Here is a 21225-nt window from a genome sequence, read left to right as displayed (position 1 = left end):
GTCGAGGATTACGCGGCGCGCAAGGGCATGGCGATACAAGAGGTCGAGCGCTGGCTTGCGCCGATCCTCAACTACGAGCCCAGCGCCTATCGGCTCGAGGCCGCCGAGTGATGCTGCGGGCGGCTATCCCGGCCGATCTGCCGCGCATCGGCGTGATCCGGCAGGCCGTGAAGGAGAATGTGCTCCGCGACCCTTCCAAGGTCAGCGATGAGGAGGTCGCCTGGTATATGGAGCAGGCCATCTTTCTCGTCAGCGAGGAGGGCGGCGAGGTTATCGGCTTCACCTGCGCCAACCACCAGACGGCTCTCATCTGGGCGCTCTTCATCGCTCCCGATCACGAAGGGCACGGCCATGGTCGCGCACTCCTGGATGCGGCGCTGGAGCGGCTTGCGGAGAAGGGGCACCGGCAAGCATACCTGACGACAGGCGCGACGACCCGTGCTGCGCGTTTCTACCGCCAGCATGGCTGGCGCGACATGGGCCTTGCGCTCGACGGCCAGGCCGTCTTCGTCAAGCCGCTCGGACCGGTCTAGGCTTGCTTCGCTCCGGCGCTAACGTGGTGGCGTCGGCGCTTTAACCCGAGGCGGCCGAACTTGGTGACGGGAGCGCCGCCGATCGCTAGCCCCCGATCGCCACCTCGCGGACCGCATGGTCAGGGAGACGACGCCGCCAGATCGACGTGAAAAACCTTGGCGATGATCTGCCAACGCCCGTCGAGCCGGACGACGCTGAGCAGGTCGGTGAAGGATTTTGGCCCGATGGCGCATGCGACGCGGGCGAGCGCGGTCACTGGCCCGGCAAATTCGATGGAAAGGATGCGGTCCTGCCGCGCCTCGCCCCGGCTGGCCGGGGAGGGGCGCTTTGCGACCATGGGCAGATAGGCGTCCATGGTCAGATGGATGAGACTGCCATTGCTGGCGCAGGCATAGATCGCCTGCGGATGGAAGACCCCGGCGAGCTTGCCGGCATCGCTGTGATAGAGGCCATCGAAATAGCGCGTCAGGACCTCGACGATTTCGGCAAAGCGGGCATCCATCGCAGGCGTCTCCTTCAGATCAGGCCTTCGGCCTGCATCGCCTGGCGCACGGTGTTGCGGCCGGTCAGACGCTGCATGAAGGCCTGGAGTTTCGGCCAGGCATCGAGCGCAACGCCGGTATGGTTCGCCCAGTTCGTGACGACGAAGAGATAGGCGTCGGCGACGCTGAAGGTCTCGCCGAGAAGGTAGGGACGCCCGTCCGAGAGCTTCTGCTCGACGTCGCCAAAGCGGCGGGCGACCTTCTCCTTCGCTTCACGCCTGGCATCGTCGCCAATCGTGGTGCTGAACAGCGGGCCGAAGGCCTTGTGCAACTCGGAAGCGATGAAATTGAGCTCCTCCTGCAGCCGTGCGCGCGCCAGCGTTCCGGCCTTTGGCGCGAGCTCCGCCTCGGGCTTAAGGTCCGCGATATACTGGACGATCGCCGCGCCTTCGGTCAGCACCTCGCCGCTGTCGAGCTGCAACGCCGGTACGTAGCCGCGCGGATTGACCGTTGTGAAATCGGCGCCGGTCTCGGTCGTTCTGGTCTTGGTGTCGACCTTCTCCAGGGTGAATGGCAGGCCGGCTTCGCGCAGCGCGATGTGGGGCGAGAGCGAGCAGGCGCCGGGGGCGTAGTAGAGCTTCATGGTGTGCGTCTCCGTGTTGACCGGTGACCACAGGGGTAGGCAGGGCGATAACTTCTGTATACCCAGTAACTTGTCGTTACCGCATTTTCCGGTATCATTCCGGTAACCGGAGACAGCCTCGCATGGCGTTGAAGATACGGAAGAATCGGGCGAAAATTCCGCCGCCGACCTGCGCCGTCGGCACCTGCATGCAGGTTCTGGGCAAGGCCTGGACGCCGAATGTGATCTGGTATCTGAGCGCTGGTCCCCGTCGCTTCGGCGAGCTGCGCCATGACATGCCCCTGATCTCGGCCAAGATGTTGAGCGAGCGCCTGCGCGATCTCGAAAGCCGCGGCATCATCGAGCGGCGCGTGCTGCCGAGCTCGCCACCATCAGCCGAATATGGGCTGACGGGTCTCGGGTTGGAGCTGATGCCGGCGATCGAGGCGATCGTCGCGGTCGGGCAGCGTCTGAAGGAACGCATGGGGCAGGCGGCTGAAGCCGCCTGAAACGCTTCAGCCGGCGCGAAGCGCTCTCATATCCGCGAGCGCGCCCTGCATCGCATTCGCGCTGGGCTGTCCCTGCAATGGCTCGCCGAAGAGATGCAACCGATTGCGGCCTGAGGCTTTGGCGACATAGAGCGCAGAATCGGCTTCGGCGAAGCTCCGGTCAGGATCATGGTGTCGGCCCGGGAGCAGCATCGTCGCACCGATCGAGGCACTGATCTCGATCAACCGACCGTTCCAGGTGACGGGGCGCGCCAGCGCCGCGAGGGCCTGGTTCAGCCGGTGCAGGATATGGGACGAGCCGGCGGTCGAGCAGATCAGCAGCGCGAATTCGTCCCCGCCGATGCGGGCGATCGTCAACGCGTCGCTCAGCGTGGCCTCCAACCGCAGGGCCACTTGCCGCAAACATTCATCGCCGGCGGCGTGGCCGAGATGGTCATTAATCGGCTTGAACATGTCGAGATCGATGAGGGCGAGTGCGCCCACGGCGCAGCCGTCAGCCGGAATGCGCCGCAGCTCGGCTAGCTGCGCCTCGAACGCCCGGCGGTTGGCGAGGCCGGTGAGCGGGTCGCTATAGGCGAGCTGACGCAAGCCCTGCCACATCTGCTTCTCGCCGGTAATGTCCTGCTTGGCCCCATAGATGCGCCAGGGGCGCCCCTGCTTGTGCGTGATATCGGCACTCAGGCGCATCCAGCGGCTGCTCCCTCCGGCGGTCGTGATCCTGGCATCGAGGACAAAGCCCTTGCCGGTGCGGACCATCGTGGCGCGAAGGCGCTCCATCTCGGTGCGGGAATCGTTCGTGTAGAGTTCGACCGTAGATGGGCGGTGCAGGGTCGAGCCACGCGGCAGGCCGAAGAGATCGTAGACACCGGCTGTCCAGCTGAGTTGTTGGGTGGCGAGTTCGCATTCCCAGGCGCCGATACCGGCCAATAATGTGGCCTGATCGTAGAGGCGTCGGGCTTCGGCGTCTTGCAGCGACATGGGTTTCAGGTCTCGGCTTACGCGCCAAGCAACCAGCTTTGCGCGTTCGGCTGCGATACAATCGACGCTAGGCGATGATGATTAACGGGGTCTTGCAGCTGCGGGGATTCGCTTTTGCGCTATTCCCGCCGCAGAGCTTCGATCGGGTCGAGGCGCGCCGCCTGCCGCGCCGGATAGAAACCGAAGAAGACGCCGATCATCCCGGAGACGCCGACCGCGATCAGGATCGTCTCGATCGAGATGACCGAGGGCCAATTGGCGATGCGGGCGATGGTGAGAGCCGCACCGACGCCAAGTGCGATGCCGACGGCGCCGCCGATGGTCGCGAGCGTCGTGGCCTCGATCAGGAACTGGGCGAGCACGTCGCGCTGACGCGCACCCACGGCAAGCCGCAAGCCGATCTCGCGGGTCCTCTCGGTCACCGAGACCAGCATGATGTTCATGATGCCGATGCCGCCCACCAGCAGCGAAACGGCGGCGACGGCGGCGAGCAGCCAGGAGAGGGTGGTGGCGGCGGCCGTCGCGGTATTGGCGATCTCGGTCAGGTTGCGGACGATGAAATCGTCGTCCTGATCTTCGGGAAGCCTGTGGCGCTGGCGTAGCAGAGCAGTCGTGTCCGCGATGCCGGGAGCGATTGCGTCTTCGCTGGCAAATTTCACCATGATGGTCTGGACTGAACGATCGCGGGCATAGTTGCGGCCGATGATCCGGCGCCGACCGGTGTCCAGCGGCACAAAGATGACGTCGTCCTGATCCTGTCCGAGGGCCGACTGGCCCTTGGGCGCCATCACGCCGATGACCTTGAACGGCACATTGCGGATGCGGAACATCTGGTCGAGTGGATCCTGCTCGCCGAAGAGGTTCTTGGCGACGGTCTGGCCGATGACGGCGACGATCTCACCGCGCCGCAACTCCTCCGGCTCGAACAGCCGGCCCTCGGTCACGCTCCATTCGCGCGCGGTGAAGAAATCGAGATCGGTCGCCGTGATCTGTGTCGACCAGTTGGTGCCGGCGTAGACGGCCTGGGCACGCGTGACGATGACGGGCGCTGCAGCAGTAACGTTCTCGACCTCGGCAAGGACGGCGCGGGCATCCTCGTCTGTCAGAGTCGAAGAGGCCCCCGCGCCCAGGATCGGAAAGGATGTGCCCGTCACGGAAGCGAATGACGCGCCGCGCATGGCGCGCGACCTCGGCGTCGTGGGTGACGATGACGACGGTCACGCCTTCGTGGTTCAGGTCCTGGAACAGCGCCAGGATTTCAAGCGCGGTCCGGCTGTCGAGTGCGCCGGTCGGCTCGTCGGCGAGCAGAAGACGCGGTTCGTTCACCAGGGCGCGAGCGATGGCGACACGCTGCTGCTGGCCGCCGGACAGCTGCATCGGCCGGTGATGAGCACGCTCCGCCAGCCCGACGCGTCCAAGCGCGGCAAGTGCCTTCTCGCGGCGTATCTTGCGGTCGCGACCGGCATAGACCATGGGGAGTTCGACATTGGCACAGGCGTCGACCCGAGGCAGCAGGTTGAACTGCTGGAAGACGAAGCCGAGCTTGCGGTTGCGCAGCTCGGCCAGACCATCGCTCGACAAGGTTTCGACTGCGACCCCATCGAGCCGGTAATGGCCGCCGGTCGGCCGGTCCAGGCAGCCGATCAGGTTCATGAACGTGGATTTTCCCGAGCCGGAGGGGCCCATCACTGCGACCAGATCGCCGGCCTCGATCTCAAGCGACACCCGGTCGAGCGCGATCACGCTGCCGGAATCGAGGCTATAGATCCGGCTGAGTTCATGCACTTCGATCAGGGCCATGAGGCTGCCTTCAGAACAGACGCGGTCCGCGTACCGGTGGGCGGCCGGCGGGTTCAGCTGCGGCAGCGCTGCGCGGGCCGCCGCCGACGAGGACCTGCATGCCTTCCTTGAGGTCGCTGGAGACGATCTCGGTATAGGCGCCGTCGGTCGGGCCGAGCATAAGTTGGATCACCTTGGGCTGGCCCTCGCCATCGAGCACATAGACGCGTCCGGGAACTCCCCTTTGCGAGGAAGCGCGGCCTTCCTCCATCATGGCCTCGAACTTGGCGCGGCGTTCCGGATCGAGAGCGGCCGAGATCTTCGTGCGCATTTCGCTGCGAGCGGCGCGGAAGGCGGCGCGACGCTCGTCCTCGGAGAGGCCGGCCAACGCGGCACGACCGGGACCGCGGCGCTCCTCGAGGATGGCGGTGATCGCCTGCTTCTGTTCGGCAGTCGGCTGCAGCTCTGTTTCGAGGCGCTCGCGCAGCGCGGTGACGGCGCGGGCGCCACCGCGTCCGGCCTGCGGGCTTCCCGATGGGGATGCGGCGGCGCCTGCTGGTCCCGCCGCCTGACCGGGCGGGCGGAAGCGCAAGGCTGCATTGGGGACACGCAATGCGTTGCTGCGGTCTTCCGTAACCACCTGAATATTGGCCGTCATGCCCGGTAGCAGTGCCATGTCGCGGTTCTCGACGCGCACGACTCCGGTATAGGTGACGACGTTCTGGATGGTCTGCGCACCCAGTCGCACCATGTTGACGCGACCTTCGAAGGTGCGGTTCGGATAGGCGTTGACCGTGAAGGAGACGGGCTGGCCAGGCTGGAGGCGGCCCACATCGGCCTCGTCGATATTGGCGTAGATGTCGATCTCACGCAGATCCTGCGCGATCTGGAACAGGACGGGCGCGGAGAGCGAGGCGGCGACGGTCTGACCGAGGTCGACCTGGCGCTGCACCACGACGCCGTCGACCGGCGAACGGATATCGGTTCGCTCGAGATCGATCAGGATGTCCTTGAGCTTGGCCTCACGACTGGCGATCAGGGCCTCGCCGGACTGAAGCTGTCCCTCCGCCAGCAGGATGTCGGCGTCGAGCCCGTTGAGTTCGGCCTTGGCCGAGGAGATCTGCGCCTCGGTCGAGGCGAGCGTGGCGGTCTGGATCTCGACCTGGGTTCGGGCGTTGTCCAGGTTCTGCTGCGAGCCGGTGTTGCGGTTGAAAAGCTCGTTCTGCCGGTCGAACGTGCGTTTTGCATCGGCCAATTGGGCGGCGACGCGATCGCGCTGTGCTTCAAGGTCCTTGACGGTTGAATTGGCCTTGAGACGGCTCGACTTGGCGCGGTCGAGCTGGGCGCGCTTGACGATAAGGTCAGCCTTGCCTTGGGCGAGATCGGCGGCGGCGGCATAGCGCCGCGTCCGGATCTGGTCGCTGTTGAGCCGGGCTACCACCTGGCCGGCCTTCACCTGCGAATTGTAGTCCGCAAGGATCTCGACGATCTGGCCCGACAGCATCGAGCCGACCAGGACGGTGGTCATCGGGGTCAATGTGCCGGTGGCGCGAACGGCTGCGGTGATCTGGCCCCGATCAATCGATGCCGTACGATAGGCGACGTCACTGGCTGCTCCCCCCGTAGGGCGGATTGCCCAATAGCCTGCTGCTGCGGCGGTCAGACCAAGGCCGGCAGCGATCACCAGTTTGCGCAAGTCGTTGTCCCCGTCATCCGGCGCAGCCGGACACATTTCGCAAGGGGGGAACGATGCCAGAAAGCGAACACGCAGGCGAGTTAACTTACTGCAATGTTGGCGTATGCCCGCGCCCAGCTCCCGGGCTCACGCCATCCGCGCGCGCCGCGTCATCGCCACCAGGTCGCGCAGTGTCGTGATCGTCGATGCATCGGCGACACCGTCGACCTTTTCCTGCCGCCAATGGCGTTGAAAGGCTGCGACGACGGCTTCGAATTTCTCGTCGTAGATGCCGTCGACMGTGACGCCATAGCCGAGCATGGCAAACATCGCCTGCAGCGCCTCGACCGGCTGGCCGCTCTCGCCCCGCGCAAAGAAGCGACCGCTACGGATCGGGGCTGGCTCGGACCAGATGCCGACGCCGCCCTCCGCGAATTGCCGCCATGGGAATTTCTCACCGGGGTCGATCTTCCGGCCCGGTGCGATGTCGGAATGGGCAAGGACGCGCTCGGGTGGAATGCTCCAGCGCTCGCAGATGTCGCGGCTCAGATTGAGTGTGGCAATCACCTGTTCCGACGTGAAATCGGGCATGCCGCCGGGATGGCCGGGATTGGCGATCTCGATGCCGATCGAACAGGAGTTGATATCGGTCTCGCCGGCCCAATGCGAAGCGCCGGCATGCCAGGCGCGGCGGCCTTCGGGGACGAGCTGCAGCACGTGGCCGTTCTCGAAGACAAAATAATGCGAGGAAACCTGCGAGACCGGGTTGCAGAGCCATTGCAGCGCTGCGCCTGCGTCGCTCATGCCGGTGTAGTGCAGGATCAGCATGTCGGGGCGTCGGAGGGCACCGAGCGCGTCCTTGCGCTCGCCGTGGTTCGGCGAGGGAAAGATCTTCGCGGCAAAGCGGCTGTCAGGAGTGGCGGCGAGGCTCATGCGGGCTCCGGAAGTCTGGCGGTGCCGAGGCCTCGCTCCGTCTCGATCAGATCCCAGGCAGCATTGATGGCAGCGAGGCGGCGCGTGGCGATTGCGATCGCTTCCTCGGGCAGCCCGCGTGCGATCTCGCGGTCGGGGTGGTTTTCGGCGACGAGGCGGCGGTAATGCTGTTTCAGCTGGGCATCGCTCATCTCCCGGCTGGCGCCGAGCACGAGGTAAGGATCGTCCGGCCGACGCATGTGGCGCGCTTCGATGCGGGCAAAGCCGGCGGCGTTGATCGAGAAGATCTCGGCCACATGGCGCAGATAGGCATGCTCGGCCTCGTGGATCGCGCCATCGGCCGCCGCAATCAGGAAGAGCCCGTCGAGCACGTCTTCCAGCAGCGCCGGCTCATCCTTGAAGCTCTCGGCGATCTGCGTAGCGTAGGCCTCGAAGCCGGCGCTTGTCTGCTTGGCGAGATCGAACAGGCTCTCGATCCGTGCCTCCTGCTCAGGAGGCACGGTCACGATGCGCCGGAAGGCCGCGATCTCGTCGCGGGTGACGACACCGTCGGAGCGGGCCATCTTCGCGGAGAGGGCAACCAGTCCGGTCGTGAAAATCAGCTCGCGCGGCGCGGGGCCGAAGGGCGCTCCCTCGCGATCGACCAGGACGTGGCCGGCAAGCGCACCAACCAGCGCGCCGAGCGGGCCGCCCAGCGCCAGTCCAAGACCGCCGCCACCGAGCGCGCCCCAAAAAGACGAAACCATCGTTCAGGCAACTCCCGATTCAGCCCCGCGCGCAGTTTGCCCGGTCCAGCCGGGGCATCCAAGCCCGGTCCGACGAAAACCACCGCGATGCGCCAGATGAGGCGACCCGGGGCATGGCGGTTGTCGCGCAGACGGGTGCGCCAGCACACGCTCGGGGGCTCTTCCGGCGCGCGCGCGATCCTCCGGGGGGTGAAAAATGAGGATAAATACGGCTTCCGGCCCGGAATACGTCAGCAATGGGGCAATGGTTTGATTCGGCTCGCCCCGGTTGCGAACGCTTTGGCAGCGTGTTCGCGGCATCGGATAATACACGGAGTATACCTCTATCGTAGTAAAGGCATTAATAAAAACCGGGGGCGAGTATAGCTTAGATTCGCGCTGCCTGGCGTCAGATTATCAACACATTCTCAGATCAGTTCGGTCTCCCCATCAAACGCCTTTCTGATGGATGGGGTCCACAAAAGATGAAATATACCTCCAGCGGTGCAGCTGCCGCGCTCGTGATTTGCCTCGCCTCTTTGCAGTCTGCCAAGGCTGCTACGAATAGCGAGAGCGATGCTCTCGCCTTCATCGTCCGGGACGCGGAAATCAAGCGTGAGGCGTCTGCACAGGAGGCCGGTTCGGCGACGTCTAAGACCACGCCCCCCGCGGCGGAACGCGGAAACCGCGCCAAGGCGGGCACCCACCGTCGTGCGGCACTGACTGCTCCGGCTGGAGCCGGTGGGCTCCAAGCGATCGTTGCACGCCATGCTGCCGCCAATGGCGTTCCGTTTGCGCTGGCCGACGCGGTCGTGCGCATCGAGAGCCGCTACAACCCCCGCGCCTCGAATGCCGGCAATCTGGGGCTGATGCAGATCCGCCACCAGACGGCGCGCGGCATGGGCTATACCGGCAGCGCCAGCGGTCTGCTCGATGCCGAGACCAATGCCCGCTACGCGGTGAAATATCTGGCGGAAGCCTACCGCCTGGCTGGTGGCGATACCTGCCGCACGGTGATGAAATACCAGAGCGGGCACATGGCCCAGCGCATGAGCGGGGCCAACCGCACCTATTGCGCCAAGGTCCGCACGATCAGCGCACAGAATTGACGGGCAATGGCCCCCGCCTCGCTTGACGCGGGCCGGGGGAGGGCGCACTAGCGCCGCTGCCAGTCGGCCGGACGGCCGCTCCCGTTCGCGGGGGAGGAAAGTCCGGGCTCCACGGAAATACGGTGCCGGATAACGTCCGGCGGGGGCGACCCCAGGGAAAGCGCCACAGAGATCGAACCGCCTCGCGCCTCGGCGCGCGGTAAGGGTGAAAAGGTGCGGTAAGAGCGCACCGCGGACCCGGCAACGGGGACGGCATGGCAAGCCCCACCGGGAGCAAAACCGAATAGGGACGATGCTTCTCCCGCAAGGGGGAGGGGGCCGGTTTCCAGGCCTGGTCGTCCGGGTTGGTTGCTCGAGGCGCGCAGTAATGTGCGTCCCAGAGGAATGGCCGTCACGTCGGTGCAGCAATGCGCCGGCCATCCAGAACCCGGCTTACAGGCCGGCTGGCACCTTCAGCCCCGCGGGCCGTCTGAAGCACGGCATTGTGGATGGTATCGCCGACAAGCATGAGTTGCTCGGGGCCTGAGCTGATCCGGAGCAGGCTGTGACCAGGCGTATGGCCCGGCACAAGCTCGAGGCTGAGGCCGGGCGCGACCTCGCCGGGCTTCACCTTGCGGGTGCGGCTCGCATAGGGGGTGAGCGCATTGCGGGCCGAGGCGAAGAAGGGCCTGGCTTCGGCCGGCGCCTGGGCGAGCACGCCCTCATCATGCCAGAAGGCATGTTCGGTCTCGTTGATGATCACTTCGGCATTGGGGAAGCGTGCGGTCTTCTCTGCCGTCAGCAGGCCCTCGGCATGATCCGGATGGGCATGGGTGAGGATCACCGCATCGACCTGCGCCGGATCGATGCCAGCCGCGCGCAGATTGCCTTCGGCGCGTCCCATCGTCGGGCCGAAGGCCGTGTTGAAGCCGGTTCCGGTGTCGACGAGATAGGTCCGCTCGCGGGTGTTGACGACGAAGGCGTTGACCGAGGTCGGCAGGCTCTCGCCCAGACCCGCATTGGCCAGGATCTGTATGACCTGGGTGGGATCCGCGCCGAGGAAGGCCTGGGCATTCAACGGAATATAGCCGTCGAGAATGGCCGTGACTTCGATATCGCCGACCTTGCGGCGATAGATGCCTGCGACCTGCGCCGCCGTTTGCGGTGCGCGGGCAAAAGCGGGGAGTGCGGGCAGCATGCTGGTTGCAGCCGCGCCGGCGATAAAGTTGCGGCGGTTGAACATGGTCTGTTCCAGAGGCGAGAGGGATCGAGGGCTTCCGGAAACGATGCCTGCGCCCGTCTTGCGCCGGGCTTGATCGTCTCGTGGTCGGGGCGGTGCCCGACCACGGGAGTTCAGATGGGCAGCGCGACCTCAGGCCGCAACCTGGAGATCGACGTCGATATTTCCGCGTGTCGCGTGGGAATACGGGCAGACGATATGGGCCTTCTTGACGAGGTCCTCGACCACGGCCTTGTCGACGCCCGGGACCGAGATGGTCAGTTTCACGGCGATGCCGAAGCCGGTGCCGTCGTCGCGCGGGCCGATGCCGACATCGGCGCTGACGCGCGCCTCCGGTGGAATCTTCACCTGCTCCTTGCCGGCGACGAATTTCAGCGCACCCAGGAAGCAAGCGGAATAGCCCATTGAGAAGAGCTGCTCGGGATTGGTGCCGTCGCCGCCGCCGCCGCCCAGCTCCTTTGGCGTGTTCAGCACCAGCTTGACGTTGCCCGTGTCGGTGGCGGCCTGGCCTTCGCGTCCGCCGGTGGCGGAGCCATGAGCGGTGTAGAGGATCTTCATGGTCGAACTCCTTGGCTTCGGGGGACTTGGGGTTTCGGTGAACTTGCGTGCCGATTTAGATTGTGCACAATTGAATTGTCAACAAGATGATAAGCGCATCACGGATCGGTGATCGGGCTGCGCGAAGCCCGGAGTTTGAAGGGCCCGTTGCTCCATGCCAAACGAAGAGATGATGACGCCGAAGGTTCCCGCCACGCCGCTTCCGAAGGCGGAGGAACAGCTCTGTTTCGCGATCTATTCCGCGGGGCATGCCTTCACCCGCCTCTATCGTGCGGTACTCGCCGAACTCGGTCTGACCTACCCGCAATATCTCGTCATGCTTGTCCTATGGGATCATGACGGCGGGACGGTGAAGGAGATCGGGGAGCGATTGATGCTCGATTCCGGCACGCTGACGCCGCTGCTCAAGCGACTGGAGGTCGCTGGTCTGGTCCGTCGGGAGCGCARCCGCGAGGATGAGCGGCAGGTCCGGCTGAACCTGACCGAAGCAGGGCGGGCGCTCAGCGAGAAGGCTCGGCTCGTGCCTGAAAGGATGGCCTGCGCGATCGGTGGCTCGGCGGAGCGGGTCGCTGCGCTGACCGAAGATCTGCACGCGCTGCGCCAGGCGCTGCTCAAGGCTGCCGGCGGACCCGCGTAAAGCCGGTCCGCCATTTTTCATCGAGGTCGCCCGGTCGAGATGCCGCAGGCGGGCGCTTGTGCGTGCCGGATTTCCGAGAAAACGCCCGCGCTTACGGATGCTTAACCTTAACAGGCTGTGATGCGAACCAGGGCCGGCGTCACTGCGTCGGCGAATGCGATTCCATTGACGCCCATATTTGCCCATGCTATCCCAAATCATCCCGTCGAAGCCGGCAGGCAGAACGCAGAACAAGGTCCGTGTGCCGCGCGGATCTTGCGTCTCGATCCTGCTGTGCCTGCTTCGATGGGAGGCCTCGAACCCGCCGCCGAGGCGCTGCTACGCGCCGGTGGGGAGCGAGCCGGGAGGCGGCATTGACGGACCGCTTCGTCTCGAATTTCACCAATCGGCTGGATGCCAAGGGGCGCGTTTCGATCCCTGCGAGCTTTCGCGCCGTCCTGGCGAAGGACGGCTACGAAGGGCTCTACGTCCATCCCTCGCTCGATCTGGAAGCGCTCGATGCCGGCGGACACGCGCTGCGAGCGACGATCGACGACATTCTCTCTCGCTTTTCCCCCTTCTCGGACGAGTGGGAATCTCTCTCGACAGCGCTGAACGGCACCTCGGAGGTGCTGAAGGTCGATCCGGAAGGGCGTATCATGCTCAGCGAGACCCTGAGGGCGCATGCCGGCATCGCCGATGCGGTGACCTTCGTGGGCCACGGCCACAAGTTTCAGCTCTGGGAGCCGGCTCGCTTCCAGGCGCATCTGGAGGCGGCGCGCAGCCGCTTGCGCGACGTCAAGCGCACGCTGGGTTCGCACATGACCATGACACCGGGAGCGACAGGGGTATGACGGGGCACGGCAGCCGGGATCACGGGGCCGCTGGTGGGTCGACCCGACATGTTCCGGTCCTCATGGCGGAAGCCCTCGACGCGCTCGCGATCAGGCCGGGCGGACGCTATCTCGACGGCACCTTCGGGGCCGGCGGTTATTCTCGCGAGCTGCTGGCGCGAGAGCCGAATGTGACCCTGCTCGCGCTTGACCGCGACCCGACGGCAATCACCGGTGGGGCAGGGCTGGTTGCCGAAGCGAACGGGCGGCTGACCTTGTCGCAGGCCTGCTTTGGAGATCTCGCCAAGGAAGCGCGGCTGTTCAAGATGATCCCGCTGGACGGCGTCGTGCTCGATATCGGCGTCTCCTCGATGCAGATCGACGAGGCGGAGCGCGGTTTCTCCTTTCGCTTCGATGGCCCGCTCGACATGCGCATGGGCCGGGATGGGCAGAGCGCCGCCGACCTCGTCAATGAGGCGGAGGAGGGACTGCTCGCCAATATTTTCTATCACTACGGCGAGGAGCGTCGTTCGCGAGGCGTCGCACGCGCGATCGTCGAGGCTCGGCGCAAGGCACCGCTGACGACGACGAAGCAACTGGCTGAACTCGTGGCCAGCATCGTCTGGGCTGAGCCCGGCGGTGCGCATCCGGCGACCCGCGTATTCCAGGCCTTGCGCATCGCGGTCAATGACGAGCTCGGCGAATTGGTGCGGGCCCTGCACGCTGCCGAAGAGGCGCTGGGCGAGGGCGGACGCCTGGCTGTCGTGACCTTTCATTCGCTCGAGGACCGCATCGTCAAGCAGTTCCTGGCGACCCGCTCTGGGCGTGCACCGGCGGCTTCGCGCCATGCGCCGGCCACGACAGCGCCTGTCGCGACCTTCTCGCTGGTGACCAGGGGAGCCGTCGCGCCTTCCGAGGAGGAGATGCGGAGTAATCCGCGGGCTCGTTCCGCCAAGTTGCGTGCAGCGCAGCGCACTGCCGCTCCGGCTCGCGCGCCGGAGCCCGAGCTCACTGCGCTTGCAGGCGTGCCGTCACCGCAGCCTCGCCGGAGATCCTAGGGATGATCAAGCTCCTGCATGTGGTTGCGATCTGCGCTCTGGTCTCCTCGGCGCTCTATGCCTACACGATCAAATACGAGACGACGCTCGAATCCGAGCAGTTGCAAAAGCTCAAGGCCAAGGCGCAGCGCGAGCGCGATGCGATCGCCGTGCTCAAGGCGGAATGGCAGTTCCTGAACCGGCCCGATCGGTTGCAGACACTGAGCGAGCGCCATCTCGACCTCCAGCCATTCTCGGTGACGCAGGTCGTGCGCGCCTCGGATATCCCGAACCGCGGTCCGAAGGTGGATTCCATCGGCCGCAAGCTTGAGGATCTCGGCCTCGGTCTGCCGACCGAAACACCGAGGGATCGCAAGACGAGTGGCGTCACCACGCCGGGAGCCCGCCCATGACCGAGCCGAAGCTCTCTGYGACCGACCACCAGCGTCCGGACGATATCGAGGAGGGGCAGCCGGTGCCGCGCGGGCGGCTGCATTTCCTGCGCGACGTCTTCCGGATGAGCGGCGAGAAGAGCCAGCCGCGCGTCGGTCTCGTGATCCTGGGCTTCTCCGCCCTGTTCCTGGCCATTACCGGCCGTCTGGTGATGCTCGCCACCTTGCCGAACGAGCAGGTCGGACTGCGCCGCGCGACCTCCAACGCGATCTCGGCCGCACGGCCCGATATCGTCGACCGCAACGGAACCGTTCTCGCGACTGACATCAGGACCGTCTCGGTCTTCGCCGAGCCGCGCAAGATCCTCGACAAGGACGAGGCAACCGAGCTGCTGACTGCCGTCCTGCCTGATCTCGATGCAAAGGATCTGCGCGACCGGCTCGGCACCAAGCGCGGCTTCATCTGGGTCAAGCGCGAGATCACGCCGCGCCAGCAAGCCGAGGTTCATCGCCTCGGCATTCCCGGCGTCGGCTTCGTGCCCGAGAACAAGCGCGTCTACCCGAATGGGCCGGCGGCGGCGCATGTGCTCGGCTTTGCCAATGTCGACAATGTCGGCATTGCGGGAATGGAGAAATATATCGACTCGCAGGGGCTGCAGGATCTGAACGGCGCCGGTCTCGCAACCCAGGCGTCGGACCTCAAGCCCGTGGCCCTGTCGATCGACCTGCGCGTGCAGCACCTGCTGCGCGACGAGTTGGTCAAGGGCATGGAGAAGTACCGGGCCATTGCGGCGGCCGGTGCGATCATGGATGTGACGACAGGCGAGATGATCGCCTCGGTGTCCCTGCCCGACTATGACCCGAGCAACCCGGTCGATGCGCAGGAGAAGGACCGTATCAACCGGATCAATGTCGGCGTCTACGAAATGGGCTCGACCTTCAAGGCGCTGACGGTTGCGATGGCGCTGGACTCCGGCAAGGMAAACATCAACTCCACCTATTCGACTGCAGGCGGCATGATGCGCTTCGGCCGCCATGTCATTCGCGAGTACCATGGCACGGGCCGGACACTGACCGTGCCGGAAGTGTTCGTGCATTCGTCGAATATGGGCTCGGTCAAGATGGCGCTGTCCGTCGGCGTGGAAGGCCACAAGGCCTTCCTGCGCAAGATGGCCCAGCTCGATCGCATGCGGACCGAGTTGCCCGAGAGCGCCGAGCCGCTCATCMCGCCGCGCTGGGGCGAGCTCAACACCGCGACCATCGCCTTCGGTCACGGCCTCGCGGTTGCGCCGATCCAGGCCCTGGCTGCTGTCGGGGCGCTGGTCAATGGCGGCAACCTGATCACTCCGACGTTCATCAAGCGCTCGGAGGAGGACGCCAAGCGCCTCGGGGTTCGCGTCATCAAGCCGGAAACCTCGGAGGCGATGCGCTACATCATGCGCATCAATGGCGAGCGTGGCTCAGCCCGCAAGGCGGACGTCCCGGGCTATTTCGTCGGCGGCAAGACCGGCACGGCCGAAAAGGTCATCGGTGGGCGCTACGCCAAGAACCGCAACTTCACGACCTTCATGGCGATCGTGCCGGCAGACAAGCCGCGCTATCTCTTCCTCTCGATCTATGACGAGCCCAAGGGCTATGCCGAGAGCGGGGGCTATTCGACCGCCGCCTGGAATGCCGGTATCACGACCGGCAAGGTCATCGAACGCGCCGCGCCGATCCTCGGCTTGCCGCCGCGTTTCGAACCGCCGGTCGCCCCGTTCCCGCTGATGGCGAAGCTCGGCGCCTGGGGAACGCGCTGAAGCAACGAAACTGACAGGCGAGATCATGGGCAGCAGCGAATTCAGTCTCGGTGAACTTTTCCCCGGGGCATTCGCCGAAGGTGCGTCCCGCCGTGTCGGCGGGGTCGCGATGGACAGCCGCAAGGTCAAGCCGGGGGACGTCTTCGTCGCCTATGCCGGCGCCAGGACAGACGGCGCACGCTTCGTTGCAGATGCCGTTGCGCGCGGTGCTGCCGCCATCGTCACGGATCATGCGCGTCCAGCAGAGCTCGACCCCTCGGTGGCCTTCGCGCGTGTCGACGACCCGCGCCGGGCTCTGGCGCTTGCGGCTGCGCGGGTGCATCCGCGCCAGCCCGGTACGATCGTGGCGGTAACCGGGACCAGCGGCAAATCCTCGGTTGCCGACWTCACCCGACAGATCTTCTCGGCATTGGGCCATGAAGCAGCCAGCCTCGGCACGATCGGCGTCGTGACGTCGCGGGGCGCTGATTACGGCTCTCTGACCACGCCGGACCCGATTTCGCTGCACGCCTCGCTCGACAAGCTCGCAGGGGAAGGCATCAGTCATCTCGCGATGGAAGCGTCCTCTCACGGGCTCGACCAGCGCCGCCTGGACGGAGTGAGATTGAAGGCTGGCGCCTTCCTCAATCTCGGGCACGACCATCTCGATTATCATCCGAGCGTGGCGGACTATCTCGCAGCCAAGCTCAGGCTCTGGGAGCTTCTGCCCGAGGGAGCGCCGGTCGTGATCAACCGCGACGAGCCTTACGCCGGCGAGGCAGCCCAGGCCGCGCTCGCCAAGGGGCATCCGATCATCGGCATCGGCAAGGCGGGTGAAACGCTGACCCTGCTCGGCGCAGCGCGCGAAGGCTTTTTGCAACGGCTCAGGATTCGGGTGAAGCAGCGCGAGCTCGAGGTCGTGCTGCCCCTGGTCGGCGACTTCATGGCCGGCAATGCGCTGGTCGCCGCAGGCCTGGCCATCGCAACGGGGGAAAACGAAGACGCTTCACTCCAGGCGATCGCGGGGCTGCGTGGCGTGGCCGGACGGCTCGAGCGTGTCGGAGAGATCAATGGTGGTCTCGTCGTCGTCGATTACGCCCATAAGCCGGATGCGCTGGCGGCGGTGCTCGCGACCTTGCGGCCCTATGCGCCCGGCCGGCTGATCTGCGTTTTCGGCTGCGGCGGCGATCGTGATCGCGGCAAGCGTCCGATCATGGGTCGTATCGCGGCCGAGTGCTCCGATATCGCGATCGTCACCGACGACAACCCACGCAGCGAGAGCCCCGCTGCAATCCGCGCCGAGATCCTCGCGGCTGCTCCGGGGCTGCGCGAGATCGGCGACAGGGCCGAGGCCATTCGCACCGCCGTCGGCCTGATCGCTCCCGGGGATCTCCTCGTGGTGGCGGGAAAAGGCCATGAAACCGGCCAGATCATAGGCGATCGGACCCTGCCTTTTTCCGATCACGACGTGGTGCGGACGGCCATCGCGGAGATCGAAGCATGAGCGGCATGCCTTTGTGGTCGGGAGAGCGCCTGATCGGCGCCATGGGAGCCAGGCTGCGCGGCGAGATGCCGGCCGCTGTGACCGGCGCTTCGATCGATACCCGGACGCTGCAGCCCGGCGACGTCTTCTTCGCGATCAAGGGCGGGGAACGCGACGGACATGRGTTCGTCGAGGCCGCCCTGGCAAAGGGGGCGGCGCTTGCCGTCATCGATGAAGCCCATGCCGCGAGCTTTATCGGGGCAGGGCCCTGCGCCGTTGTCTCCGACGTGCTGCACGCGATGGAATTGGCCGGCATGGCTCGCCGGGCCGAACTCACGGCCGCGGTCATCGCGGTGACCGGCTCGGTCGGCAAGACCGGCACCAAGGAGGCGTTGCGACTTGTCCTGTCCCGTCAGGGCGAGACCCATGCTCCGGTCGCCTCCTACAACAATCACTGGGGTGTGCCGCTGACGCTGACCCGCACGCCGGCTTCCGTGCGCTATGGCGTCTATGAGATCGGCATGAGCAATCCGGGCGAGATCCTGCCACTCGCCAGTATGGTTTCGCCGGACGTCGCGATCGTCACGACGGTCCAGCCCGTCCATCTCGCCGCCTTCGAGTCGGTCGAGGGGATTGCGGAGGAGAAGGCTGCGATCTTCACAGGGCTGAAGCCGGGCGGCACTGCTATCGTCAATGCCGACATCGCTCAGGCCGCGCTGCTGAGGCGCCTGGCCGAAGAGAGCCCTGCCGGGCGGATCATCAGCTTCGGCGAGAGTGCCGATGCCGATGTCAGGCTCCTGTCCTGCTCGCTCAAGCCGGATGTCTCGACGGTGGATGCAGTGGTGCTCGGCAAGCCTGTGACCTACCGGCTCGGCAGCCCGGGCAAGCATATCGTGCTGAATTCGCTCGCGGTTCTCGCTGCGGTCGAGGCTGTCGGCGCTGATCTGGCACTGGCGGTGCTCGCACTCGGCGACCTTACGCCGCCTGCCGGTCGTGGCGCACGCCAGATGCTGAGCACGCCATCGGGCCCGTTCACGCTGATCGACGAGAGCTATAACGGCAACCCGGCTTCGGTCCGGGCCGCAATCGAGAACCTGGGTCGCATTCCCGTGACGGGACGAGGCCGCCGCGTCGCGGTGCTGGGCGACATGCGGGAACTCGGCCCGAGCGCTCCGGAGCTGCACGCGGGGCTCGCGGACCCCATCACCGGAAACGCGATCGACCGGGTTTTTGCCTGTGGGCCGCTGATGCGCGGACTTTACGACATCTTGCCATCGGGCATGCGCGGTGCTTATGCGGCGCAGTCGAGCGAGCTTGCGCCGCTTGTCCTGGACGCCATCCGGGCCGGGGACGTCGTCACCGTCAAGGGGTCGCTCGGCTCCCATATGGGCTTGGTCGTCAAGGCCATCGCCGCCCGGTTTCCTGCCGTGCCTGCCGACGACTGAGACAAGAGGAACATAGCCGATGCTCGTCTGGCTTGCCGACTTCGCCGGGGCCTTCCCGATTCTGAACGTGTTCCGCTACATCACGTTCCGCGCCGGTGGCGCCACCGCGACGGCGCTGCTTTTCGTCTTTTTCTTCGGGCCTGCTGCGATTTCCTGGCTGCGGATCAAGCAGGGCAAGGGCCAGCCGATCCGGACCGACGGTCCGGAGACGCATCTTGCCAAGCGCGGGACGCCGACCATGGGCGGCCTGATGATCCTGTCGGGACTGTTCGCCGCGGTCCTGCTCTGGGGCAATCTGCGCAACTCCTATGTCTGGATCGTGCTTGCGGTGACCGCTGCCTATGGCGCCATCGGCTTCTATGACGACTATCTCAAGGTCACGAAGCAGTCCCATAAGGGCTTCTCCGGCAAGGCGCGGCTTTCGATCGAGGTCGTGATCGCACTCATCGCCTGCTACTTCATCATGCGGCTTGGCCCGCCGGCGATTTCATCCGGCTTCGCGATGCCGTTCCTTAAGGAACTGGTCATTCCGCTCGGCCTGCTCTTCCCCTTCGTGACCGCCTTCGTCGTGGTCGGAGCCGGCAATGCGGTGAATCTCACCGACGGCCTCGACGGGCTCGCGATCGTGCCCGTGATGATCGCCGCCGCGACATTCGGCTTCATCTCCTATCTCGCCGGCAACGCGATCTTCGCCAATTACCTGCAGATCCACCATGTGCCGGGCGCCGGCGAACTTGCCGTGATCTGCGGCGCCGTGATCGGCGCCGGCTTGGGCTTCCTCTGGTTCAACGCGCCGCCGGCCCAGATCTTCATGGGGGATACCGGCTCGCTCGGCCTCGGCGGCCTGCTTGGCGTGATCGCGGTTGCGACCAAGCATGAGATCGTGCTGGCGATCGTCGGCGGCCTCTTCGTGGTCGAGGCGCTCTCGGTCAYCATCCAGGTCTTCGTCTTCAAGCGCACGGGCAAGCGGGTCTTCCTGATGGCGCCGATCCATCACCATTTCGAGAAACTGGGCTGGACCGAGCCGCAGGTCGTGATCCGCTTCTGGATCATTTCCGTCGTGTTGGCTCTGGTCGGTCTCGCCACGCTGAAGCTGCGCTGATCATGACGCCGGTGACCGTATTTGCTGGCCGCAAGGTCGCGTTGTTCGGCCTTGGCGGCTCGGGGCTGGCGACGGCGCGCGCCTTGATCGCGGGCGGTGCCGAGGTCGCGGCCTGGGACGACAAGACCGAAAGCCGTGACAAGGCGGCGGGCGAGGGCATCGGCATCGTCGATCTCGCAACGGCCGACTGGGCGGATTTCGCGAGCTTCATCCTCTCGCCGGGCGTGCCTCTGACCCATCCGCAGCCGCATTGGACGGTCGGAAAGGCGCAAGGCGCCGGCGTCGAGATCATCGGCGATATCGAACTCTTCTTCCGTGAGCGGGCGACGATCGCCCCCGATGCGCCTGTGATCTGCATCACCGGCACCAACGGCAAGTCGACCACGACCGCACTGATCAGCCATGTGCTGCACCAGGCCGGCCGGGACGTGCAGATGGGCGGCAATATCGGCACTGCGGTTCTCGCCCTCGAGCCGCCCGCCGCGCGGCGTGTCCATGTCATCGAGTGCTCGACCTTCCAGATCGACCTGACTCCGTCGCTGGCGCCAAGCGTTGGAATCCAGATGAACCTGACGCCGGACCATCTCGACCGGCATGGCACGCTGGAGGCCTACGCCGCGATCAAGGAACGCATGGTCGAAGCCGCCGACATTGCCATCGTCGGCGTCGATGACGAGGCCTCCAAGCAGATGGCGCGCCGGCGCGCCGCTTCCGGGCGCCCGCTGGTCAAGATCAGCGGAGAGCAGCCGCTCGACGAGGGCGTCTTCGCCGGCGTCACCGCCAATGCCGGCAAGCTCGATACCCGCATCGTCGAAGTCCGCGACGGCAAGCCGCGCGTGGTCGCCAATCTCGCCGGCATCGGCTCGTTGCGAGGCTCGCACAATGCGCAGAACGCGGCGGCTGCCTTTGCCGCCTGCGTGGCGGTCGGCCTCTCCGCCGAGGAGGTCGCTGCCGGCTTCAAGACCTATCCCGGGCTCGCACACCGCATGGAGGAGATCGGCCGTGTCGGCCGCGTCGTCTTCATCAACGATTCCAAGGCGACCAATGCGGATTCCACCGAGAAGGCGCTGACCTCGTTCCGCGACATCTTCTGGATCCTCGGCGGCAAGGCCAAGGAGGGCGGTATCGAGAGCCTGAGGCGCTACTTCCCGAACATCGCGAGGGCCTATCTGATCGGCGCGGCAACGGATGCCTTCGCCGCGACCTTCGATGACGATGGCCGAGTGGGTTATCTCCGCAGCGGCACGCTCGATGATGCGGTCGGCTCGATGATGCGGTCGATCGACCACCACCAGCGACCGCTGAGACTGGGTGCTCTGGCTCCATCAACCAGACGGGCGAAATTCAGCCGCCCGTTTCAGCGAATCACATTGGCAACGATTGGTTAACGGCAACGATTGGTTAACCGATTGATTC

The 21225-nt window shown here is 65.7% G+C and carries 20 protein-coding genes, 1 other RNA gene and 2 pseudogenes; 13 read left to right on the top strand and 10 right to left on the bottom strand.

Annotated elements, in window-relative coordinates:
- The first annotated feature begins 110 nt into the window (after positions 1–110).
- Positions 111–533 carry an N-acetyltransferase family protein gene (locus AC1DRP_RS29705; RefSeq protein WP_476770361.1) on the top strand — a complete coding sequence of 141 codons (423 nt, stop codon included), beginning with the start codon at positions 111–113 and terminating at the stop codon, positions 531–533.
- 119 nt (positions 534–652) lie between these two features.
- Here AC1DRP_RS29705 and AC1DRP_RS29700 read toward each other — a convergent pair whose 3' ends face one another.
- Together AC1DRP_RS29700 and gstA are read right to left on the bottom strand one after the other, a co-directional pair.
- Positions 653–1036, bottom strand: a complete 384-nt coding sequence (locus tag AC1DRP_RS29700) for a nuclear transport factor 2 family protein (protein WP_441489332.1) — start codon at positions 1034–1036, stop codon at positions 653–655.
- A gap of 14 nt (positions 1037–1050) precedes the next feature.
- The gene (gene gstA / locus AC1DRP_RS29695) at positions 1051–1659 is read right to left on the bottom strand and encodes a glutathione transferase GstA (RefSeq protein ID WP_069879800.1); all 609 of its coding nucleotides are present in this window, start codon (positions 1657–1659) and stop codon (positions 1051–1053) included.
- A gap of 122 nt (positions 1660–1781) precedes the next feature.
- Between gstA and AC1DRP_RS29690 the strand changes: the two genes are divergently transcribed.
- Positions 1782–2147 (top strand): winged helix-turn-helix transcriptional regulator, encoded by a 366-nt coding sequence (locus tag AC1DRP_RS29690; RefSeq protein ID WP_476770360.1) that lies wholly within the window; start codon positions 1782–1784, stop codon positions 2145–2147.
- A 6-nt stretch (positions 2148–2153) separates the two neighbouring features.
- Here the strand turns inward: AC1DRP_RS29690 and AC1DRP_RS29685 are convergent, their stop codons facing one another.
- The 6 genes and pseudogenes from AC1DRP_RS29685 to AC1DRP_RS29660 form a co-directional block, all read right to left on the bottom strand.
- Positions 2154–3125 (bottom strand): diguanylate cyclase domain-containing protein, encoded by a 972-nt coding sequence (locus AC1DRP_RS29685; RefSeq protein WP_476770359.1) that lies wholly within the window; start codon positions 3123–3125, stop codon positions 2154–2156.
- A 119-nt stretch (positions 3126–3244) separates the two neighbouring features.
- A complete protein-coding gene (locus AC1DRP_RS29680; RefSeq protein WP_476770358.1) occupies positions 3245–4303 on the bottom strand; it encodes an ABC transporter permease in 1059 nt (352 codons plus the stop codon).
- 121 nt (positions 4304–4424) lie between these two features.
- Positions 4425–4925 (bottom strand): annotated as a pseudogene (locus AC1DRP_RS29675) (ABC transporter ATP-binding protein); the annotation flags it as partial.
- 10 nt (positions 4926–4935) lie between these two features.
- The gene (locus AC1DRP_RS29670) at positions 4936–6600 is read right to left on the bottom strand and encodes an efflux RND transporter periplasmic adaptor subunit (protein ID WP_476770357.1); all 1665 of its coding nucleotides are present in this window, start codon (positions 6598–6600) and stop codon (positions 4936–4938) included.
- A gap of 126 nt (positions 6601–6726) precedes the next feature.
- On the bottom strand, positions 6727–7512 hold the full coding sequence (locus AC1DRP_RS29665; RefSeq protein WP_476770356.1) for an N-acetylmuramoyl-L-alanine amidase: 786 nt from the start codon (positions 7510–7512) through the stop codon (positions 6727–6729).
- A complete protein-coding gene (locus AC1DRP_RS29660) occupies positions 7509–8258 on the bottom strand; it encodes a TerB family tellurite resistance protein (RefSeq protein ID WP_441489326.1) in 750 nt (249 codons plus the stop codon). Before AC1DRP_RS29660 ends, AC1DRP_RS29665 begins: the two co-directional genes overlap by 4 nt.
- A 464-nt stretch (positions 8259–8722) precedes the next feature.
- On the opposite strand from AC1DRP_RS29660, the gene AC1DRP_RS29655 reads away from it, so the two are divergent.
- Both AC1DRP_RS29655 and rnpB read left to right on the top strand, forming a co-directional pair.
- A complete protein-coding gene (locus tag AC1DRP_RS29655) occupies positions 8723–9346 on the top strand; it encodes a lytic transglycosylase domain-containing protein (RefSeq protein ID WP_476770355.1) in 624 nt (207 codons plus the stop codon).
- Between the two features lie 59 nt (positions 9347–9405).
- Positions 9406–9797, top strand: an RNA gene (gene rnpB / locus AC1DRP_RS29650) — RNase P RNA component class A.
- A 42-nt stretch (positions 9798–9839) separates the two neighbouring features.
- Here rnpB and AC1DRP_RS29645 read toward each other — a convergent pair.
- Positions 9840–10523 (bottom strand): annotated as a pseudogene (locus AC1DRP_RS29645) (MBL fold metallo-hydrolase); the annotation flags it as partial.
- A 174-nt stretch (positions 10524–10697) separates the two neighbouring features.
- The gene (locus AC1DRP_RS29640; protein ID WP_113513797.1) at positions 10698–11123 is read right to left on the bottom strand and encodes an organic hydroperoxide resistance protein; all 426 of its coding nucleotides are present in this window, start codon (positions 11121–11123) and stop codon (positions 10698–10700) included.
- Positions 11124–11295: 172 nt separating this feature from the next.
- Between AC1DRP_RS29640 and AC1DRP_RS29635 the strand changes: the two genes are divergently transcribed.
- The 9 genes from AC1DRP_RS29635 (at position 11296) to murD (ending at position 21197) form a co-directional block, all read left to right on the top strand.
- Positions 11296–11760 carry a MarR family winged helix-turn-helix transcriptional regulator gene (locus AC1DRP_RS29635; RefSeq protein ID WP_476770354.1) on the top strand — a complete coding sequence of 155 codons (465 nt, stop codon included), beginning with the start codon at positions 11296–11298 and terminating at the stop codon, positions 11758–11760.
- A 353-nt stretch (positions 11761–12113) separates the two neighbouring features.
- Positions 12114–12593 carry a division/cell wall cluster transcriptional repressor MraZ gene (locus tag AC1DRP_RS29630; RefSeq protein ID WP_441489322.1) on the top strand — a complete coding sequence of 160 codons (480 nt, stop codon included), beginning with the start codon at positions 12114–12116 and terminating at the stop codon, positions 12591–12593.
- The gene (gene rsmH / locus AC1DRP_RS29625) at positions 12590–13630 is read left to right on the top strand and encodes a 16S rRNA (cytosine(1402)-N(4))-methyltransferase RsmH (RefSeq protein WP_476770353.1); all 1041 of its coding nucleotides are present in this window, start codon (positions 12590–12592) and stop codon (positions 13628–13630) included. Before AC1DRP_RS29630 ends, rsmH begins: the two co-directional genes overlap by 4 nt.
- Before the next feature lie 2 nt (positions 13631–13632).
- A complete protein-coding gene (gene ftsL, locus AC1DRP_RS29620) occupies positions 13633–14022 on the top strand; it encodes a cell division protein FtsL (protein WP_113513791.1) in 390 nt (129 codons plus the stop codon).
- Complete coding sequence (locus AC1DRP_RS29615; RefSeq protein WP_476770352.1) at positions 14019–15800, top strand: peptidoglycan D,D-transpeptidase FtsI family protein; 1782 nt, start codon at positions 14019–14021, stop codon at positions 15798–15800. Before ftsL ends, AC1DRP_RS29615 begins: the two co-directional genes overlap by 4 nt.
- Before the next feature lie 25 nt (positions 15801–15825).
- Positions 15826–17283, top strand: coding sequence for a UDP-N-acetylmuramoyl-L-alanyl-D-glutamate--2,6-diaminopimelate ligase (locus AC1DRP_RS29610; protein ID WP_476770351.1), 1458 nt, complete (start codon positions 15826–15828; stop codon positions 17281–17283).
- Positions 17280–18707 carry a UDP-N-acetylmuramoylalanyl-D-glutamyl-2,6-diaminopimelate--D-alanyl-D-alanine ligase gene (locus AC1DRP_RS29605; protein ID WP_476770350.1) on the top strand — a complete coding sequence of 476 codons (1428 nt, stop codon included), beginning with the start codon at positions 17280–17282 and terminating at the stop codon, positions 18705–18707. Before AC1DRP_RS29610 ends, AC1DRP_RS29605 begins: the two co-directional genes overlap by 4 nt.
- A 19-nt stretch (positions 18708–18726) precedes the next feature.
- Positions 18727–19809, top strand: a complete 1083-nt coding sequence (gene mraY / locus AC1DRP_RS29600) for a phospho-N-acetylmuramoyl-pentapeptide-transferase (RefSeq protein ID WP_476770349.1) — start codon at positions 18727–18729, stop codon at positions 19807–19809.
- A 2-nt stretch (positions 19810–19811) separates the two neighbouring features.
- Complete coding sequence (gene murD / locus AC1DRP_RS29595; protein WP_476770348.1) at positions 19812–21197, top strand: UDP-N-acetylmuramoyl-L-alanine--D-glutamate ligase; 1386 nt, start codon at positions 19812–19814, stop codon at positions 21195–21197.
- Positions 21198–21225 lie beyond the last annotated feature (28 nt).

The organism is Allobosea sp. 01N443 (assembly GCF_056399325.1).
This window is presented reverse-complemented; position numbering and strand designations above follow the sequence as displayed.

Coding starts and splice junctions, on each gene's coding strand:
- AC1DRP_RS29640 (WP_113513797.1), bottom strand. CDS start 11,123: ATGAAGATCCTCTACACCGCTCATGGCTCCGCCACCGGCGGACGCGAA.
- AC1DRP_RS29685 (WP_476770359.1), bottom strand. CDS start 3,125: ATGTCGCTGCAAGACGCCGAAGCCCGACGCCTCTACGATCAGGCCACA.
- AC1DRP_RS29655 (WP_476770355.1), top strand. CDS start 8,723: ATGAAATATACCTCCAGCGGTGCAGCTGCCGCGCTCGTGATTTGCCTC.
- gstA (WP_069879800.1), bottom strand. CDS start 1,659: ATGAAGCTCTACTACGCCCCCGGCGCCTGCTCGCTCTCGCCCCACATC.
- murD (WP_476770348.1), top strand. CDS start 19,812: ATGACGCCGGTGACCGTATTTGCTGGCCGCAAGGTCGCGTTGTTCGGC.
- AC1DRP_RS29680 (WP_476770358.1), bottom strand. CDS start 4,303: ATGCGCGGCGCGTCATTCGCTTCCGTGACGGGCACATCCTTTCCGATC.
- AC1DRP_RS29690 (WP_476770360.1), top strand. CDS start 1,782: ATGGCGTTGAAGATACGGAAGAATCGGGCGAAAATTCCGCCGCCGACC.
- rsmH (WP_476770353.1), top strand. CDS start 12,590: ATGACGGGGCACGGCAGCCGGGATCACGGGGCCGCTGGTGGGTCGACC.
- AC1DRP_RS29700 (WP_441489332.1), bottom strand. CDS start 1,036: ATGGATGCCCGCTTTGCCGAAATCGTCGAGGTCCTGACGCGCTATTTC.
- AC1DRP_RS29660 (WP_441489326.1), bottom strand. CDS start 8,258: ATGGTTTCGTCTTTTTGGGGCGCGCTCGGTGGCGGCGGTCTTGGACTG.
- ftsL (WP_113513791.1), top strand. CDS start 13,633: ATGATCAAGCTCCTGCATGTGGTTGCGATCTGCGCTCTGGTCTCCTCG.
- AC1DRP_RS29705 (WP_476770361.1), top strand. CDS start 111: ATGCTGCGGGCGGCTATCCCGGCCGATCTGCCGCGCATCGGCGTGATC.